The sequence below is a fragment of the Paenibacillus sp. GCM10027626 genome, assembly GCF_042676285.1.
GTDB lineage: Bacteria > Bacillota > Bacilli > Paenibacillales > Paenibacillaceae > Paenibacillus_Z.
On the sequence record NZ_JBHTHC010000004.1, the window covers coordinates 336,758 to 356,294 of the forward strand.

General features: G+C 52.7%; 11 protein-coding genes. 7 read left to right on the plus strand and 4 right to left on the minus strand.

The genetic code is table 11. The features are described 5' to 3' along the window. Positions 1-49: 49 nt before the first annotated feature. The 4 genes from ACFQ0N_RS11245 to ACFQ0N_RS11260 form a co-directional block, all read right to left on the minus strand. The gene (locus ACFQ0N_RS11245; protein WP_379325910.1) at positions 50-2,278 is read right to left on the minus strand and encodes a hypothetical protein; all 2,229 of its coding nucleotides are present in this window, start codon (positions 2,276-2,278) and stop codon (positions 50-52) included. Between the two features lie 18 nt (positions 2,279-2,296). Continuing rightward, a complete protein-coding gene (locus tag ACFQ0N_RS11250; RefSeq protein ID WP_379325912.1) occupies positions 2,297-4,861 on the minus strand; it encodes a glycoside hydrolase family 2 protein in 2,565 nt (854 codons plus the stop codon). Positions 4,862-4,868: 7 nt separating this feature from the next. Next, complete coding sequence (locus tag ACFQ0N_RS11255) at positions 4,869-9,695, minus strand: S-layer homology domain-containing protein (protein WP_379325914.1); 4,827 nt, start codon at positions 9,693-9,695, stop codon at positions 4,869-4,871. 302 nt (positions 9,696-9,997) lie between these two features. Next, positions 9,998-10,999, minus strand: coding sequence for a LacI family DNA-binding transcriptional regulator (locus ACFQ0N_RS11260; protein ID WP_379325916.1), 1,002 nt, complete (start codon positions 10,997-10,999; stop codon positions 9,998-10,000). A 455-nt stretch (positions 11,000-11,454) separates the two neighbouring features. On the opposite strand from ACFQ0N_RS11260, the gene ACFQ0N_RS11265 reads away from it, so the two are divergent. The 7 genes from ACFQ0N_RS11265 (at position 11,455) to ACFQ0N_RS11295 (ending at position 19,315) form a co-directional block, all read left to right on the plus strand. Beyond that, positions 11,455-12,720: a hypothetical protein gene (locus ACFQ0N_RS11265; protein ID WP_379325918.1), complete on the plus strand. Its 1,266-nt coding sequence runs from the start codon at positions 11,455-11,457 to the stop codon at positions 12,718-12,720. A gap of 160 nt (positions 12,721-12,880) precedes the next feature. Next, positions 12,881-13,702, plus strand: coding sequence for a hypothetical protein (locus tag ACFQ0N_RS11270; protein ID WP_379325920.1), 822 nt, complete (start codon positions 12,881-12,883; stop codon positions 13,700-13,702). 239 nt (positions 13,703-13,941) lie between these two features. Further along, positions 13,942-14,817 carry an ATP-binding cassette domain-containing protein gene (locus tag ACFQ0N_RS11275; RefSeq protein WP_379325922.1) on the plus strand — a complete coding sequence of 292 codons (876 nt, stop codon included), beginning with the start codon at positions 13,942-13,944 and terminating at the stop codon, positions 14,815-14,817. A gap of 11 nt (positions 14,818-14,828) precedes the next feature. Next, positions 14,829-17,030 carry an ABC-2 transporter permease gene (locus ACFQ0N_RS11280; protein ID WP_379325924.1) on the plus strand — a complete coding sequence of 734 codons (2,202 nt, stop codon included), beginning with the start codon at positions 14,829-14,831 and terminating at the stop codon, positions 17,028-17,030. Continuing rightward, entirely contained in the window at positions 17,030-17,629 is a 600-nt protein-coding gene (locus ACFQ0N_RS11285; RefSeq protein ID WP_379325926.1) for an RNA polymerase sigma factor, read from the plus strand. The genes ACFQ0N_RS11280 and ACFQ0N_RS11285 overlap by 1 nt, the downstream gene beginning before the upstream one ends. Beyond that, entirely contained in the window at positions 17,610-18,428 is an 819-nt protein-coding gene (locus ACFQ0N_RS11290; RefSeq protein ID WP_379325928.1) for a hypothetical protein, read from the plus strand. The genes ACFQ0N_RS11285 and ACFQ0N_RS11290 overlap by 20 nt, the downstream gene beginning before the upstream one ends. Positions 18,429-18,448: 20 nt before the next feature. Next, the gene (locus tag ACFQ0N_RS11295; RefSeq protein ID WP_379325930.1) at positions 18,449-19,315 is read left to right on the plus strand and encodes an ATP-binding cassette domain-containing protein; all 867 of its coding nucleotides are present in this window, start codon (positions 18,449-18,451) and stop codon (positions 19,313-19,315) included. Positions 19,316-19,537: the final 222 nt, after the last annotated feature.

The window sequence follows — 19,537 nt, forward strand, 5'->3', positions numbered from 1 at the left end:
GACAATAAAGGTCAAAAAAACGAGCAGGCGCAGGGCCTGCTCCAAACATTTAAACTGCAGCCGGAATTGTCAGAAGCAATCTTTCGATCGGAGAGAGTCGAAGTATCAGATCCCCCGCCTCGTCTGTAGTAATCACCTCTCCCGTATCAGCTTCGTCTTTGTAAACAGCAACTTTTGCGCCGGGTATATTTGTGCTCAGGCGGCTAACCTTCTCAACCGGCTCAAGATTGACAACCATAAACGTGCGGCTCGCTCTCTTCTCCGACTTGCGGATAAGTTCATAGCCGTCCATGTTCATCAAATAAATACCAGGATCAGCACTTACGAGCCACTCATCCCACAACATGGCAGCCCGGAACGTTTGCCCTGCTCCGTAAATTTCCTGTCCCGCATAGCCTGTCTTGTCGTCTTCCAGCGTTCCCAAGTTTTCCAGCGGAATGTAGTCCAGTTCAGATAGCCGGTACCGGTCAGGCAAACAGCGCGGGAAGCAATAGAAGTTGTTGGTTCTAGCCTGATTCAACGCGAGCAGCAAGCCTTCGGAAAATTCTTTCCCCTTCAAGGTGGAGACGATACGGGCCGTGCATTCGATATTTTCGAAGAACGCAGGATACAACATCGGCGTACAGGCCTGGAACATGCCCCAAAGCCGATAGTCCGGGAAGCCCGGATCGTCATACCAATACATCATGCGCAGGTTCTGCGCAAGCAAATAGCGGTAGGCTTCTCCATATGCGGCGTCTCCCGTCTCCTTGCCCAGCCCGTCCGCTGCTTGAACTGCCATTGAAAGCAGGAACGACTCCTGATGAAGACTATTGACCGGCAGCTGGAGCAATACCTTGAGCGAGCGTTCCGCTTCCTGCAGGTATTCTGCATCCTTTGTCGCCTTATACAACAGAAGCATGAAGTAGGAATATGCCCCGGCTGCCGGGTAGTTATCGCCATTGCCGTGTTTGACCAATTCCGGTACCCGGAACGATAACGGGAACATGTAACTGCAGCGTTTGGCCATAGGAATGACAATCTGCTTCACTTCCTCCTCAATGCGGGTGCAAGTGCCCGCATCTTCCTCGAACCAAGCCGCTCTCCACCACTCCTGCAGCAAATAAATATATTGCCAGGTCCCCCATACACGCGGACGGCCGCCAAGAAATTCATCTGCCATATTGCCAATAAACTTCCATACTTTGTCACGCAATTCCGCATATACAGGAGCATTTGAGCTGTGAGCCAGTTCTGTCAACGGGTGGATCATCATCAACGCCGCATCCAGTCCCGGCTGATTCCGGAAATCGACACTCAACCCCTTCGCCCGGAACGACTCTTCCCATGCCGGCGAGATGCCGTTCACGTAAGGAATCAGCATGTCGTAAGCCCCGTTATTGCTCCAGCAAGCATCTGTATTCAGCAAATCCTCTGCGCATTTAACGCTGAATTGGCGCCAGCTATCGGCGTTCGGAGGCGTTGCGGTTTCCTTTGGCGCGAAGTGCAGGCAAGCTTCCACCAGATCAACAACGGCGCTTTGCTCAGTTGGCGGCTCCTCCATGGACAAACATCGAATCCCGTACACAAACCGTGTACCATCAAGCGGAATATCCGCCTGGACAGGCGTATCACCGAGCAAACCGATCTCCAGCGAACCCGAACCGTTCTCGTACTCCCTTCTCAAACCGCACCGGTAATGCAAAAATCTCGCAACACCTGCTTTCGCCATCCACCCCATTGCGGACATATCGAAAAACAGCATGACGCCGAATTTTTTATAAGAATCATAATAATAGCAAGCGGGAAAATCGTTTCCGCGCGCCTCATCGTTCCATTTTGTCGGATTATCGATGTTCGTTTTAAACCAGACGTGATCGCCCCGCTCATAAGGAGGCAGTTCACCCAGCCCAATCGTAATCTCCGGTTCAAGCCGCGTAGCGCCGACGGTCAGGCCGCCTTCGCCGGCCAGTTCAATTTCAAACCTCAGCCAGCCGGTCCCGGGATCGGAGGCAACCGTACCGGACCACGCAAACAGAACGGCTCCATTCTCCGATTTGGTGCCGCTAAGTTTTAGCAAATGCGGTGTGACCTGCTCGATGCTTTGAGGGTACAAGTTGAAGCGGTCCCCCCTAATCAGCGGTTGCAGCTCGGCGCTCACTATCTGTTTCTTTTGTCCGTCATCCTGAACCAGTGAATAGCCGTAACCTCCAACCGTTTCATCAAATTGAAATACCAGCTTTGTTTTCTCTCCACTTGCCAATTCGAATGTTTGCGGCATCAAATGCACCTTCCCCATCTTCGTTGTCATCTCTTTTCATTGCGCAAAGCTAAGTGTCGTTCGTACATTAAAACCTTCCAAGCGAAGTACAGACAGCCTTTCTTCTGCCCCGGTCCAGGAAACCGCCCGCAACTCACCGGGAAGCAGCATAATCCCGTTATCCGCGAAGACTGGGCTGCCTTCATTGCTCTCTCCCTCCAGCCATACCTCTACGGCACTAACTGCAGAGTGATTGTGGAGCATCACGGTCCGGCCGCCCGCCAATTCCGCGCCAAGTCCCGCTGCCGGCAGGCAACGGAGTGCGTCGAAGGCGTACTGGCCGTCCACAGTATAAATATAGGCTGCAGTGGACAAAACCAGGCCCGATTCATCCCGCAGCTCCCATCTCAGAAAGAACACCCGCCCCTCCAACTCCGGTAAGGCAAAATCAATTGTTCCAAGCAGGATTGGAGATACCGCAAAACCGACAGCCGGTTGATAGAAGGATTCGGCCAGCACTCTGCCAAAAATATCGCAAGCAACGGCATGAACTATAATCTCGGATGGGATTTCAGGGCCGTGCAGAAACAAATCCCCCCGAAAAGTCTCACCCCTCATGTAAGATGCCTTATCGTAACGTACCGATACGTGTAAGGGAGAAAAAGCCTTTTTCAGCGCGTAAAAGACCGGTTTAGGCATGCCGTCCCATTCCAGAATCGACGTATTGGCACAGTTCGGGAACGGTTCATTGCCCATCCAGACCACAAAGCCCGATGCTTCCGGCATCCTCCTGAGCGTTGCTTCCGCCGCATAACGTACTGATTCTTTCTGAAGAAAGCGGCTGCACATGACGAAAGTTTCCAATTCATCCTCTGTCAGGCTCCAGGGGCCAAACGCTCCGCTAACCGTTTCCCACGGCACCCACCAGCTGCCGCGATGCACCCAATAAGGATTGTTCTCGGTTGGCGGCCAGACGGCGCAATTCCCCCTTAGCTCACGCAGCAAGCTGCCCCGCGATGCGCCCGGCGTACCTGTCTCGGAGCGGAACAACGCATCATCGCCGTTGAAAAATGTATAGTGATCAGGGTCCATGGCATAGACCCACGGACCGTGTACATCGTGGTGAACCCCCTTGCCGAAATCCGCCGCGCTGGCGCAGAAAGCAGGACCCGAAGCGCTGGCCGGAAGGAAGCGCCGGTCCGGGTCAAGCTCGCTGACCAACCTCGCCAGCATCGCGATGTTGGCGTGACGCTCATCGACGGGGCGGAACCCTTCCCACATCAGCTCGTTACCGCCGCACCATAACAGCAGACTTGGATGCGCGCGCTTTTCGCGGATCGCATGCTTGGCTGCGGCGGACAACGCCTTCACTAAGTCCGGATCGTCAGGCGGGCAATTGTCGAGCGCGCTGGATGATTGCAGAAATTCCTGCCAGACGAGCAGCCCCTCATGATCGCAATAATCGTAGAACGCCGGTTTCTCAATAATGCCGCCGCCCCACACCCGAAGGAGATTGGCATTCATATCAGCAAGCGGATCAAGCTGCTTGCGGTAATCCTGCTCCGTTACGGCGCCATAATATGGCGATGCCGGCACCCAATTGACCCCGCGCAAAAATACGGGAATTCCGTTGACGACCGCCGTATAGGGCATCGCCCCTGCGGGAGCGCCGGGGTTAGCCGTCCATTCAATGCGGCGGAATCCGACGTTCCGTTCCGCGGTGTCACAGATCTGTCCGATCTCGTCAAGCAGCGTGAGCCGCACCCGGTACAAAGGCTGGTCGCCCATGCCGCGGGGCCACCACAGTGCAATGCTTTCCAGTTCAGCCGACATCGCCAGCACAACCGGGCCCGCTCCCAGTTCCTGTTGCTGCTTTCCTTCCCACAGGACGCGCCCTTCACCGTCTTCGACCGTATACAGACAGTCGTACGTTCCGGGACGGAAGATGTCGGCTTCGGTGCGGATATCCACGATCCCCTCATTCATCTCTAGCGGCTGCGCATGCGGATAGAAATCACGAATGACGGCACCATGATAAGTTCGTATAAATACATCCCGCCAGATGCCAACAGCAACCATCCGCGGACACCAGTCCCAAGCATAGTTGAACCGCGACTTCAGATGGCGGATTCGCGAGGAATAGCCTACTTGGCCATCCACCTCAGGCGGCAGCCGAAATACCACTTTCAGTTTATTCTCTCCATCAGGCGACAATCGGCCCGTCAAGTCTATGACGACCGGCACAAACATCCCTTCAAATTCTGCTGCCTGCTCGTCGTTCCAGAACACCGTCCCGGCATAGTCGAGTCCCTCGAACACAAGCTCGCATCGCTCCTGCGGCCACCCGGCAGGAATTTGCACATTCTTCTCGTATACCCATTCCCGCTGCGTCACCCATTCGCAATGCAGGCTATTCAGTCCGACAAACGGATCAGGCAGCAGGCCTGCAGCGAGCAGATCTGTTTGGACGGAACCTGGGACAGTTGCCGCAACCCCGCTTACCGCCGGATGGATCGTGACGCCAAGCTCCATGGAGAGCTTGGGACGCCACTGATTCGGATACCAGCCGGTCAGCCGCCAGTCGGTGCCGTTCAGCGAGAATATGTTCCATTTTTGCATCATTGTTATACTAACGCTCCTCATCCATGCCAGGACCGGCACTCTCGATATCCTTTAATGTTTTATACAGGCTGCGTGCGGCGGTCGCCCTGTTGACTGCCTCCTGTTCACTCCCGGACAACTGCAGGTCCGGCATCACTTTCGTGCCGGACCATACGGCAACCCGTTGCAGCAGGACGCGCAGCTCCGCCGCTGACAGATCAGCTTTCGGATCGAATATTTCCGGTGATCTCCCCCGAAACAGTCCCGCTTCAGTGACCGCAGCCACATACGGCGCAAACCAAGCACCATACGGGATATCTTTGAATCCGGCGGATTTTCCGCTATCGGCCGGGAGCTCAAACGCCCGTGCGAGCATAGCCGCGAACTCTGCACGGGTCAACGCACGAAGCGGTCTGAACGTACCGTTGTCTCCTCCTTGTACGACATGCTTCGCGGTCAAATAACGGATTGCATTGTAAGCGGCATGCATGACAGGCACATCTTTATACTGCTTCGTGAAAGTCAGCACGCCATACGTGCCGGAATGACGCAGTTCTGCAGTCAGGAAGCCGTTCTGAAGCCGCCCGCCCGCATATTCCGCTCTTTTCTCAAGCAAGCCATAGATCCCTGCCGTTTCAGGGTCAGCAAATGTACTCGGCGCAAACGAGAGCCTTACCGATTTTTCGAACGTGGTGATTGTTGCCAATACTCGGCCGTCCTCTCCTGTGACAACAAGTTCCAGCCGAAAAATCTTCCCGTTCAAATCATAGGTGCCGCCACCTGGAACTTGGCTGTTCCGAATCCCCCGAAGCAGCCGGTTAGCTTCGTCGTTCGACTGTTCCACGATTCGGACAGTTATTCCGCCGTCCTTCCGCGGAGATCCTCCTTTGATGTAAGCTGCTGTCAACACGGAAGCAGGAAAGAGAAGCGTCACGGCTGCCGTTTTGACTTCAAGAACCGCAAATGCCGGCTGACTGAGGTCTCCCATAATCATGACTGAATCGGCCCCCTTCGGGAGCTCGATATGCGCGTATCCTCCCGTATCCACGTTCAGTGCCGCGGTATCTACAATGACCTGTCCGGAAGGTACAGGCTTACTCGTGCCTGGGCCGGCTGGAAGGTTGGTTGCCGGAAAGGCCGGAGGCTCTTCCGTCTCTTGTCCGCCGGAGTCACGCACAGGAATCTCTACAAGCTGCGTGACGATTCCTTTGTCCGTGGCTGCTTCCACCCGGTAACGCCCCGGCTGCCATGCGGATGGTATGCGGATGATCGCTGTGAAGGACCCGTTCGCATCCGTCCGCACTTCCCCTTCAGCCTGTACGTTGCCAATACCGACCCTTACGATCGTCATACTTGCCGCGCTCCCGCCGGACTTAGTCACAATGCCGCTGATTCGTATAAGCCCGCCCTTTTCACCAATATAGTCGGCGCCCGCAAGATGAATCCGATCACGCGCATCGGCTTGCTCCGGCGTACCGGCGAACAGGGTGCGACTATAGCTGTCGCGTACGATTTTGACCGCGCCTCCGTCCACAGTACGGTATACCGACCAGGATTCCGCAGGATACAGATAGATGGCATCCACATCTGCAGCAGCGCCGTCACTGCTAAGCATTAACTGCCCGTCCCCTTCGGCAAGATGCACGCTCCCCAGATGAACAATCGCCACTTTCCCTTCCGTACCGGACAATTTCGTCCCGAGCTGCGGTCCATCGTTCAGCTTGATCTTTAACTGTGCTGCATCTGCTTCCTTGCGCAGAACAGCGCTGGCGTAGATGTCGTAATCACCCGCCGCCGGTACATGTACTTCAAAAGTCCTCGACTGGTCAGCAGCCATATGGACGTAGCTGCCACCTGAGAAGGCCGCGCTGCCATAACGGATTTCCGGAACACTTATCCGAAATAGCCGGGGTTGGGTGATCGTTACATAGCCTTCTGCCGGATTCGGATTCACTGAAGAATTGGAAAACTTCACCCGCAGCTTCACCGTCCCTGCCGGTATCTGTGCCTGTGGCGTCGTCTTGATCGTTGATTGCCCGGAATACCAGGTCCGGTACAAGTAGCTCATAGCGCTGTCATCCGCCAGCAGTGTCGTCTCACCCTGAGCATTCACAGCAAGTACCTCAGCCGTAAGATCCGCATCAAACTGAAGGAGACCCATAAAATCAAGTTTGACGGAATCACCAATCTGAAATTGACCGTTGCTGCCAACCGGGATATCCCGGTACAAATAGCCGCTGTCGTAGATCCGGACATTGTTATGTCCGATAGCCTCGACAAAAATAGCATGTTTGCCGAACCAGCCCGGATAGATCTCCTGTTCTGTATCTACGGCAGTTGCGTCCTCATAAACAGCAGTTTCATCCGTCTGCGGAACGTTGCTCTGTTTGCGCAGCGCGCGCGTGGCATCGTTCAACCCCTGATCATCAAAAAATAATTCTGTATCATCTTGCGCGCCCTGACGGAACAAATGCTCAGCCTCCACAACCGACACGCCCCTGCTGTCGATGCGGGTGCCTGTCATAAGACGCAGTGCAGCCGGTATTCGCTTGATGCGCAAAATCGCCCGCAATGCTTCATCGACAGATTCGGCCCCGCTGTTCGTATTGACATCGCTGTCCGTTAGGCCATCGTAAACAGCGCCGTTAGATTGATTAAACATGCTAACGCCTTCACGGTTGTTGCCGGTCCACCACGTAGCCGCAATGCCGGCGAGCTGCGCATACTTTACCTTACCGGTAACCTGATACAGCGTAATGAGATTTTCGACGTAGCTGGCCGTACCATAGTTGATCTGCGGGTACGGTGATTTATTTGGGGCGATCTGGAACGCGCGTCCGGAAATGAGCAAGTCGCTCAGGAAACTGTCTGCAGCCTGTTCGGCTGCCTGAATCCATTCCGGCCGTTCGGCATACTTCCCGGCAAGCGCCATCGCTTTTACCTGAATACTGCCCCATTCATACCAGGTATCTCCGCTATGCATGAATCCGGAAAGCGGATACGTGACAAAATCGCCTGACTGAGCCTGAGCCAACCCTTCTCCCAACATGCTAATCAAACGCAAAGCTGTCTCTCTCTGACTGCCTTCCGGCAATACAGCAAGATGACATGAAAGGGCGGAGATGGCGCCTGAAGTCAACCAGTTGTCATTAAGTAACAGCCAGGCCGGAAGCTGTTTGCCCTCAACCGTCCGGTAACGGCCATAATTCGGCTCAACTTTTTGCCGCAGTCTCTCCAGGCACAACTCCAGCCGCGCTTGAACAGCTGCGGCAAAATCCGCATCCTCCCTTTTAAACACTGGCATCGCAGCTGCCATTGCCTCATAAGCGCGGATCGCCCAGAAGCTGAAGTCCGTGTATGAGGAGTGACTATCCTTTTTATAGAAGCGTCCTTCCTCGTCCTCTGCTACGAAATTGTCGAAATCCCCTTCCGGAGACTGCATCCACATGGCAAACGATAAGCCTCGTTTGATCATTTCATAACTGTAAGCATCATGGTACGTATTGTAGTGCTCCACATAAACAATGACTGCGCGGGCAACATCATCCAGCGCCGACACGCCTTCCTGCGGATCTCCGACCCATTTGTAGCCCTTGCTCAAATCGTTGCGATCCAACGGTTCGGCATATAAATGCGAAATGAACATCGGAATGCCGTCGATCGTCACCTTCTCATTGATGAACCGAAAATGATCGAAGTTGACGTAAACTTCCGATGGATCTTCCAGTGCGTATTTCCGGAAGAACGAAACATCCTTCTCCGTCAGTTCCCCGTCCTTGTCAAAATCGAAGGCTAGATTTCCTGAATGGTTGGCAACCGCCTCTTCCAGATACGCCAGATCGGCATCATCGACTATACCGTCTCCGTTCAAGTCATAAGTACGGTTTTCGCGGGTACCTGTTACCAGCACGTTCGTAATCCTGACCGGCGCATCACCATCGTTGCGCAGCTCCACCCGAAGCTGCTTGGCTCCGTCCGGAACCGGTGTATGCGTCTCATTGCGGACGGTACTCCATATCCCTTTCCTCGCAGCCGTCAAATCATTGATTTCCAGCAGCGTGCCCGCTCCATCATGGACCCTTGCCACTACAGTCGGTACTACAGTTGCGGACGGAGGAATCAGCAGGCTGGCCGAAATCGCCATCTTGTCTCCGGCATGCGGTTGCTTTTCTTCGTCACCGACTGCGAGACTTCGCCAGGCGGATGAGCCCGGATGCATTAGCAGTGCCGATTTTCGTTCAACGCTGCCGGCCGTCCCCCAATCTCTCCCGTTCGGAGGCGATGCAAACCTGGCATTCTCCAGCGGATACTCAATGCGGGTACCGTCTTCCCTCACCCCCCACAACTTAATGCCATGGATATCAATTGTGCCCTGCGTATCATTGTGCACCACATATAACGTCGGCTTTCCTTCGCCAATCCTCCCGCCATTGTTCATCGTCTGTGTCGTCAGTTTTACTGTCTCTCCCCTGTCCACAGCCGACAGATCGTTAACTTCGGCCAGTGGGGCACCGCCGTCATTGATCCGTACAAGCACATTCGCATCGGCTGTCGCGTCCGGGTCTATCGTCACCTCTGCCTCCGCGTAAACGATATCGGCGACGGATGGCCCTCTATCATCATTTGTGACTCGAATGCCCTGCCATATGGCACTTCCCGGCTTCATAGACAAGTAATTCTGCTGCTGGATTGCCCCCGTGCTGTCCCAGGTCCCGGCAAGCGGCCCGTCAAAGTCAGCGTTCAGCATATTGTAGACTACAGTTGAATCAGCCGCCGAAACGGATGGTAAAGTTGCTGGAACAACGGAAACCAGCATCGTGAATACTACAAAACCGCTTATCCATTTGCGAAACATCTGTCTCCCCCTCGAAAAGGCAATATTATGATGAATCCGCTCCCATAAGAATAAAAGAATGCTACCTCCTTCCAAAATACGTTTGGCTACCACCTCTTTCATTTTTTACAGTAAGTGTTTCATTAAATCTTACAGAAAGATTATAGTCCCGCCATTTCTCCATTGTCAACGAAAATTGCACCAGACAGCAAAAAGCACCACCTGCCCGGAACTGTAACGTTCCCAAACAGGTGGTGCGAAAAGGGATTTGACAGCCGTTTTTCCCGTCTGCCGTTCGTACCGAACCGCTATGCTCCTGGAAATTATTTAATTTCCAGTTTGCGTGTTGATGCCCGAACGATAAGTTGAACCTCGAACACTTCTCTAACCGGTTCTGTTTGCGATGTGGTGCCGTGAAGAATATCAATCAGATGTCTAGCAGCCGTCATACTCATCTGTTTCACCGGCTGGCGGATCGTGGTCAAAGGCGGAAATAAATCGGCGCTCCCGGGCACATCATCCGCACCAATCACCGACAAATCATCCGGGATCCGGATACCTCTGGCACGAAAATGACGGTACAAAGCGGGCACAAAGTTGTCATTGGCGACGAACAGCGCAGTCGTCGATGGATACCGCATCAAATAGTGGTCGATTTGCGCGCACATATCCAATTCACTCAGCTCCGTCACATTGATCAGCCGTTCTTCGTTGAAATCCGGCAACCCGTAGGCCGCCGCAGCCTCCCGGGCGCCTGCAAGCCTATCATGATGATCCGGGGATTTAAACTCATCAACGATAGCAATATCGGTATGGCTCATTGTCGCAAGATGCTGGATAGCCGCATAGCCGCCTTTATGATGATCAGCACGAATGCAGGAAACATCGGCTGTTTTCAGCCGATTGTATAGCAGCACGGATGGAATGACTGACGCAATATGGGCGTAATGCTCCTCCGAATAAGGCGGCGTCGTAAAAATTGCGCAACCGATTCCCTGCTCAGCGAAATAGCTGTCCAGTTCAGAAGGCTTTTTCGGTATATCTTCAAGCGGACACAACTTCAAACCCATTCGTTCCGCGAAGGTGACTTCGCTTATTCCTGCAATGATGCTGCCCTCCACAAGCAACGACTGCGCAGATGTATAAAAGGCCATTTCCTTTGGCCGCTGGACACTTGTACCCAGTTTAGGCGCAAAGTTCTTGCTGTTCATAATCTCCAATACCTTCTCGCGTGTTTTAATATTCACCGCCTCAGGCTTGTTGATGACTCTGGAAACCGTTGCAATCGACACCCCGGCCTCTCTGGCAATATCATAGATATTCATAGGTTTCTCCCGTTTTTGCGATTATTATAACACTGGAATTGAAAGTCTTACAACCACCATTCTGCTCCATTCAAAAAGAAGAATGCGAAGCCGTGCTGTCAATTAATTGTGGACATCTGTAAGCGCGAGCGAAGCGGACCCGAGCGGACCGTGGATGCGTTATCTGTGACAAAACAGTTAATGCGGCCAACTCGCGGACCGTGGTTCCGTTATTTTCCTCAAATTGCCGCGAAAACAAAGCAAAATCGGCGAATAACGGAACGTCTGTCCGCGTAACCTCCAAAATTAGCTGGCTTTCGACAAAATAACGGAACGTCTGTTCACATGCCTCACAGTTGCCTGCTTTTGCGGTAGTAAATCGTTCCAAAAATAACCTGATTGTATTTTTATTCATTATAATGTATATTTATTTACATGACCATTTGGTCGTCACATCTAAGGAGGTTCGGTTTCAAATGATTGGTATTCACAACTTACAATCAAGTGGTGGCCTCGTCGCCAATCTCGGCTCTCCCCGCAGCTGTGGGCAGCAGCAATGGAGCTGCATTCTTCATAGCTATAGAAACGGCCTTATGGAAGAGCAACAATTTATAAATCATGCCGCGCGCCTTCGGCAAGAGCAAATCCGGCTTCAGCTCGATGCAGGCCTTGATTTTGCAACAGTCGGAGACTTCAGCTATTATGACTACGTACTTGACCAAGCCGTCGCTTTTGGTCTCGTGCCGGAACGCTTTCGCTCGCTTGCTTCCGCAACGGAAATCTATATGGCCATGGCATTTGGGCGCCGCGGGCAAGCGGAGCCGATTGCAGCATGCAGCCGCAAATCTTGGTTTAAGACTAAGCAGCACTATGTTGTTCCCGAATGGGAGCCCGGCACGATGCCGTCATTAACTTATAACTACTGGCTAGATGCTGTATTAGAAGCTCCTGCAGACGCGCACTCCAGGCTGCGGCCTGTCATTATCGGCCCCTATACCTTCGCCGGCTTGCTGCAAAGCGCCGCTCGGCAGCTGCCGACGCAGAGTACAATCTTGCATACCTTCATACCTGTATATGCCCAACTGCTCCATGAGCTTGCCGGCACTGCCATTGAATGGGTACAATTCGATGAGCCGGCCTTAACATTTGCCGGCGAGGATGATTATCATCTCATACACGATGTATACAGTGCATTGCAGCGCAATCTTGCCCAGTTGTGCCATAATTCACCAACGAAGAAGCTTAACATTATGGTGCAAACCTATTTTGGAGCCGTTCGCTCGCCAGCACAATTGTTTCAATTGCCAGTGGAAGGGATCGGGCTTGACTTGGCGCATGACAACGGCAGCAATTTGCAGCAGCTTCACCAGTTACCGCCGCATAAATGGCTGGGAGCCGGAGTGATCGACAGCAGCCCATGGCGCTCCGATCTTACAGCAATCTGGCAGCTTATCGAGCGGCTGCAATCGCTTGTACCCGCTGATCGGCTTATTTTGCAGCCAGCCGGCAGCTTGTCTTCGCTTCCTCTCACTGTCAAAGAGGATACCGCCTCGCCCCCGCTTATCCGGCTGACCAAAGCTTTTGCCCATGAAAAATTGCTGGAACTGAACACTTTAGCCTGCGGATTAAAAAATGGCAAAAAAACGATTTTGCTTGATTTAACGGACAGCGACATTATGAAGCACGCACTTGCAGCCTCCTCCGATCATGCTATTATCCAGGCAATAGGCGCGCCGTTATAGGCTTTTTCACCTGTACGCTTCCTCATTTACCTCCGTCTCCTACCAGCGCTCTGGTCGCATACTGGACTAAAGTCCGGCTTCAAACTAGGCCAGGGACAATTCAACTGCTTGCCAACTTGATGTAAAATAAGTACAGTTGAATGGAACGGAGGCGTTTATGATGATTCAGGCGATGTTAGCGATGCATACCGCACTTGCAATTTTATATCCGCTCTTTGCCTTAGTTGCCGGGTATAGTGCAGGAGCGCTCGCTTACCGCACCGAAATCGATACGATGCGGCGGGCTGCCAAACTTAATATTAAATTGCTTACTGCTGTCGGTTTTCTTGCTGCCTGTGAGGCGATCATCATCGTCTATGCCGGCTCCTTCGGCTGGAATTTTATCCGCAATCAAGCTTTGCTCTTCATTCCGCTTATTGCTTTGCCGCTTATCGCGGTGGGCATGTTTACTATGCCGCGGCTTGTAAAGCTGGCCCACGATCTGCCGGTCGAACATCATCCGCTGAAAGGCTTGAGCCGCACGAAACGCCGCGCTGCTGCAAGCGGCTGGCTCGTCGTTCCGGTTCAGGCGATGACAATCGGCTCGCTGATCTATGCTTACAAACTGATATCGCCGTTGTCAGCAAGCTATTACTATGAATTGCTATTGATTTCGATGATGCTTATCGCTTTGTCTATCGTGCTGGCCCTGCGGCAGATGGCCATACGCAAATCGATACACCGCGCCAGTGGCCGTACAGTTATTCACCGCTTCAAACGCGGCATTGTCCTTGGGCTAGCCGTTATATTGCTGCCCATCGGCATCACTTATCCAGTCATCGAAGCCAAGAATGAGCGCTTCGATGCCGAACAAATCAGATTTGAGCTTCAGCTGCCGACCGAACTCCGCACGCTAGTAAACACTGGAGATCAGCTGGACTCGAACCGTTCGGATAAGTCCAATGGCTTTTTTGCCTCGCTTAGCCGCTACTACTTTAAATAAACTGCAGGCAGGTTATAAGGGCGTTCACTAGTGAACGTCTTTTTTGATTTTATAGAATTTATATGTTTTACCTGATAAATTCTATAAAATTTCAGGGGAAGAAACTTGCCTCGCACCAAGGACGGCGTCAGCCGTTTCTTCTCAATTTTTTCGTCGTCAGACTAAAACTAATGGTAAAATTATAGCTGTCAAACTTTTTTACGCTACCCTTCGTCTAGTTCACAGGAGGAATTGATCCCATGCTAGCTGCCTATAACTTAGGGAAAAAATATAAACGGGAATGGGCGCTCAAACCGCTGACTTTCCGCCTCGAGAGAGGAATGCACGGCCTGCTTGGACCCAATGGCGCCGGCAAATCAACTTTAATGCGGCTGCTTGCCGGACTGCTTGTACCGACTAGCGGCGATGCGCTGCTCCAGGGCGTATCCGTGCGCAATACGTCGTATGCCCGCAGCCGAATTGGCTATGTGCCGCAAGTGTTCAAAATGTATCCGCAGCTGACCGGACGCGAATTGCTGCTGCATACCGCCCGTTTAGTCAGCCAAGGGACCCGCGCCCAACAGGAAAAAGACGTTGATCGAATCATTCATGCCGTTCATCTTGAAGATAACGCCTTCCGTCCGGTGCGCACCTACTCCCACGGCATGGTGAAGCGGCTCGGTATCGCTCAGGCATTGCTCGGCAATCCGGACATTCTTATCGTTGACGAGCCTACGACCGGACTCGATCCGGAGGAACGGGTAAGATTGCGCAATTTGCTTGCAGAGCTGGCTATGCGCAGCGTCGTTTTATTGTCGACTCATATTTTGAGTGATGTAACAAGTAGCTGCAAAGATGTTATCGTGCTCAGGGAAGGCGAATTATGCTATAAGGGCTCCCTTGGCGGGCTTGCTCAATGTGCGGCAGGCCGTGTTTGGGAATGGCAAGCCGCCCAGACGGAATGGCGCTCTATGGCCCAGGAACGGCTGTTGCTCGCCAAGCGTACGCCCGACGGTATCCTGTGCCGCACGCTGGCTGATGAACGGCCCACTCCATATGCCGAGCCAGCCGAGCCTACAATGGAGGATGGCTACTTAGCGTTAATCGCTAACGGGCAAGCCGCTTTTCAGCTATGAGGGCGCTCCTGTTGCAAGTTCTTTTCGAGCTGCGGCTATTGTTCAAGATGCGCTGGCCGTTGCTGCTTCCTCCCGCCGCTGGAGGCTGGATGCTGCTGCAATGCTTGAATTTGGGCGGAAATCGCTGGCAAGATATTAACATGCATGCCAGCAATGTGCATACCCAGCTGATGATTTTTTTGACAGCCGTTCCCGTGCTGCTCGGCGTCCTGCTTGTCAGACGGGATATATTCAATCCTGTCTATGAATGGAGCCTCGGGTTCCCGGTTACGAACCGTGTGCTTATCGCTAGCAAATGGATCGCCGGCTATCTTTATTGCTGGCTCTTTATCGTCTTTGTGCAGGCTGCCTATTTATTCGCAGCTTACGAACACCAGCTGGCATGGTACGCTGCACTGCAGTTTTTAATCTTTTTCACTTTCTTGTATGCCATGTCTTTCGGCGTCGCTTTATCGCTCGGCATGCTGCTGGGGGCGCTGATGCCGCTTCGTTTTTCATTGCCGATCGCCTTTTGCGGCTGGATATTCGGTTCGGTGTTCGTTCCGCTGTTTTTGAGCCAAATCGCCAATCTGTATCCTTTGAACGCCTTCAGTCTTAATCATTTAATGAACGCTTCAACCAGTTCGCCGATTGGAGCTTGGAGCTTGCAGCTGCAAAAGATGGAGCATCGGCTGCTCTTGGCCATCAATGTCGCCTTCGGGCTGTTTATGCTGACTGCAGCATCCGCTTTATTGGCACGAGTAAGACCTGTCAGAAGACCGAAGGTGCCGCATCTTGTCATGTGGACGGCGCTGCTGGTCGCCATTGCCTCGCTTGTTCCCTATGGCGGTTTGTGGGCGGACCGCTACGAACGAGCCGGCGCGGCGCGGGCAGTAAAGCAGGGAGCGGCGGATGAACGACAGGAGCCCTATATGTTCAGCATCAAGCGGATGGCCATCGACGTTACACGTCATCCGGACAACTCGCTCATCTTTAAAGCAGTCATCGAGCTGCCAACAGCGGGCGGCAAGCCGATACCTGCAGCTCCAGGTATTACAGAAGTGAGGGAGCATGTGCCTGGACATATCACTTTTTTACTTTATCCGCAATTAAAGGTTAGCAGCATCACTGTAGACGGCAAGGCAGCATCCTGGCGGCAAGACCATGAACAAGTTTCCTTTGACCGTGCGCTGCTTACCAAAAATCAAAATACGCATGTCATCGAGTTTCAATATAGCGGCACCCTCCATGAATGGGCGCTGGCTTACGACAGATCGTATTACCGGGGCTTTGTCGATAAAGAAAATGTTTACTTGCCGGCCGCGCTGGGCTGGTATCCGATCGCCGGTGCCGCCGAGTTATTTGCGGCTAACCGCAAATCGCCGCGCAATCGTGAAGATGCGCAAACCTTTGCGAAGGCTGACCTTGAGTTGACGATGACCGGATTTCCAGGCATGCTGTATGCTTCTATCCCGCCGGCAACCGACGACAAGCCAGAAGTCAGACACTGGAAGATGGATCGCGGCGATCAATTGTTTGTTTTGGGCGGGCAATTTGAAACGGTCAGGCTTGAGGGCGAGCCCGTATCTGTTATCACTACCGCAAGCAGCATCCAAGCGAGCAAACGCTTTTTGGAAATGCTGAAAGAACGGCGCGCCTTTTTTGAGGCATGGACAGATGCCCCTTTGAACAGACTCCGGCAAATCATCTATCTTCCAATGGGACAAACGATGAGCGACCAGGAATATATCGGGGTTACGATGGCCGGCGATACGCTCCTTGTGAATCAATCACTCTACAATAGCATTTTGGATCGCATGCCGCGAATTCTCAATATGATGCTATTCGGCGATATAATCGCGGAATACGAGCACATCGAAGAGTGGGATGACGAAAATAATAAGCAGGAAGAAACGTATTCCATCATTCAAGAGCTGCGGCAGCTTATTTCCTTTTATATGTGGCAGAAGCATCTCGATCCGGGCACAGTCGGAACGTATTCTTTGTCTCCTGTGCATGAAAAAATGCTGCAAATGGTGGATGCAGCTTATAATAACGGTCAAGAAGAGCTTGTCAGGCGCGTGCTGCTGCGTTTTTATGAACAAGGGCTGAAAGTAACCTATTTGTCTCCCGTCGGGCTGACATTCAACGAGGCTGAGCCGGTAAGATTTATTTACCCAACCATTACATGGAAGGATTGGCTTAAAGTTTGGAACGAAGAGAAAGGCAGGTGATGGCTGACATGACGGATGAGGAACTGCTCGATGGCATGGCAGCCGGCGATCAAGCCAGTTTCGAGGCGCTTATTCATCGCTATCATGCTCCGCTTTCCGGTTTTTTGCAGCGGCATTTGCGAGACCAGGGGCGAGCTGAAGACTTTGTGCAGGAAACCTTCCTGCGGCTCATTCGGCAGTTGAAGGAACGGAAGCCGCCGGATAATGTTCAGGCCTGGTTATACCGGGTGGCGCTTAATCTATGCCGCGACTATTGGAAAAGCGCGCACTATCGCAATGTGCAAACCTCCTTCGCCGAGCCGCCGGAGCAGCGGGATACAACTCCGTCTGTTGTCGAGCTGGCCGAGCGTCAGGAAACGCGCAAAGAAATTCAGCATTCACTCGATTCCTTACCGGAAGTACAGAAAGAAATTATTACGCTTCGTTTTTACCAGGACTTGAAGCTGCAAGATATTGCCGACATCGTCAGTCTGCCGCTCGGATCGGTAAAAACACATTTATATAACGGCTTGCGTAAATTAAAATCGCGTCTTCGCCCGGATCAAGCTGCGGGCATTGACACCAAAGGAGGCGGACGTCATGAGCATGCCAAACGATAATGAGCTTCAACTGCTAGAGGACGAATTGCGTCAGCCTTTATCCAAACTGCTTACAGGAACGGTAACCTCTCAGGATACCGCCCGGCTTTTGCGAATTTTACAGCCTGAATTTGAACAGCTGAAACAAATCTGCGAGGATGAGCGTTATGGGCAGCGGGCTGCCGGAACGCCAAGACGGCCAACCTTGCTGCGGCTTATTCGTTCTCAGTTGTCTTCCTACTCCAAGGCTTACTGGATTGCCAGCCTGTTCGTTTTTGTCATGCTGCTCATCGTTCTGCCGACGCACGATGGCGTAACCGCTCATTCAGTCGGAGCGCTGTTTACCTTTGTATTGCCGGCATTGCTGCTCGCTTCATTGGCCTACAGCTTCCGTTCCTGGAATAAAGAGATGCGCATGATTGAAACGATTACTCCATACCCGCCGGCGCTGCTGCTGATCGTCAGAACGATGATCGTCATCAGTCTCAATCTTTTGTACGGCATCGCCGGATCAATCTATATGACGGTTCAAGTAGCCTCTTTCCCGGTTCTGCCCTTCATGCTGGAATGGATGTCGCTGCTGCTGCTTGTCAGCGGAATTGCCGCTTACGCGCTGATGTGGAAAGGCTTCAAGACGGCGATCGCCTTCGCCGGCGCTTTCTGGATCAGCTGGAACGGCTTTACGCAGCGTATTATTACGATCGACAATTTCGCTTACGATCAGAATACTTTCATTCTGCAAATTGCCTCGGTCGTTGCAGGCTTGCTGCTGCTCGCTATGGCCTACAAACGAAGCTACGGCACAAAATTGCTGCCTTAAATCAAGGAGGGACATAAGCCATGCTGGAACTCCGGCAAGTTACTTGGCGCAGGAACGGATCGGATTTCCAGCTATCCGTTCCGCGGCTCGTCCTCCGTCCCGGCATTACATTGCTGGTCGGGCGGAACGGGGCGGGAAAATCCTCTTTTTTGCAATTGCTCGCCACCGCTCAATTCCCCACCGAAGGAGAAATTCGCTATAACGGGATGTCTGTTGAACGAAATCTGGCCACAATCCGTTCGCAGATCGGCTTTGTACCGACCGGTATTGAGCTTTATGAAGAGATGAAGACTTCGAAGCTGCTTCACTATTTATCCGAGCTCAAAGGCGGAGTAGAGCCGCGCGAGCTTGACCGGCTGATCGAGCATTTCAATTTGGAAAAATACCGCTCCCATAAAATAAAAACGCTGGCTCAAGGTGTACGCCAACGGATTGCCCTTGCCCAGGCATGGATCGCCACGCCCGCTTACATTTTTTTAGATGAACCGCTGAATGCGCTCGATTCCCTGGAGCGGATAAACTTTACCCGCTTTGTAGCCGCACATGCACAAGGCCGGACCATCATCGTTTCGACCCATGAGCTGAATGAATGGGAAGCATGGGGTGACCGCGTGCTGTGGCTCGATGAAGGAAGCGTGCGCTACCACGGAACGCTTCACGATTGGCAGACCGATATCAATTTGACGGTATGGGCTGGCGAAGTAGAGCCGGCAGTTTATCGTCAGCTGGATGCTGATCGCATATTGCACGTCAGGCCGCAAAACAATAAATTTTATGTCCGGCTTATCGGCAATCATGTCCAGCCTGCGCCGCAATTTAGTGAGCAGGCGGTGACGATGGAGGATGCCTACTTTATCCGCCGGCGTCTGCAAACGGTCTCGAAATGATGAGAAGAAAAGGCTGACGCCGTCCTTGGTACTCTCGCCAAGTTTTTTCTTCTAACACCGGAGTTCAGGGGGCTAAAGCGCTGAAGGAGGGTCGCCTGCAAAGCGGTTTCATCTAGACGGAAGCGACGGACCTTATTTCGTCAATTACCTTCCTTTTTGAAATCTGACGGAAGTGAGCGATCTTAATTCGACGTTTTCTTGCGAAATCGGGCTCATCATCAT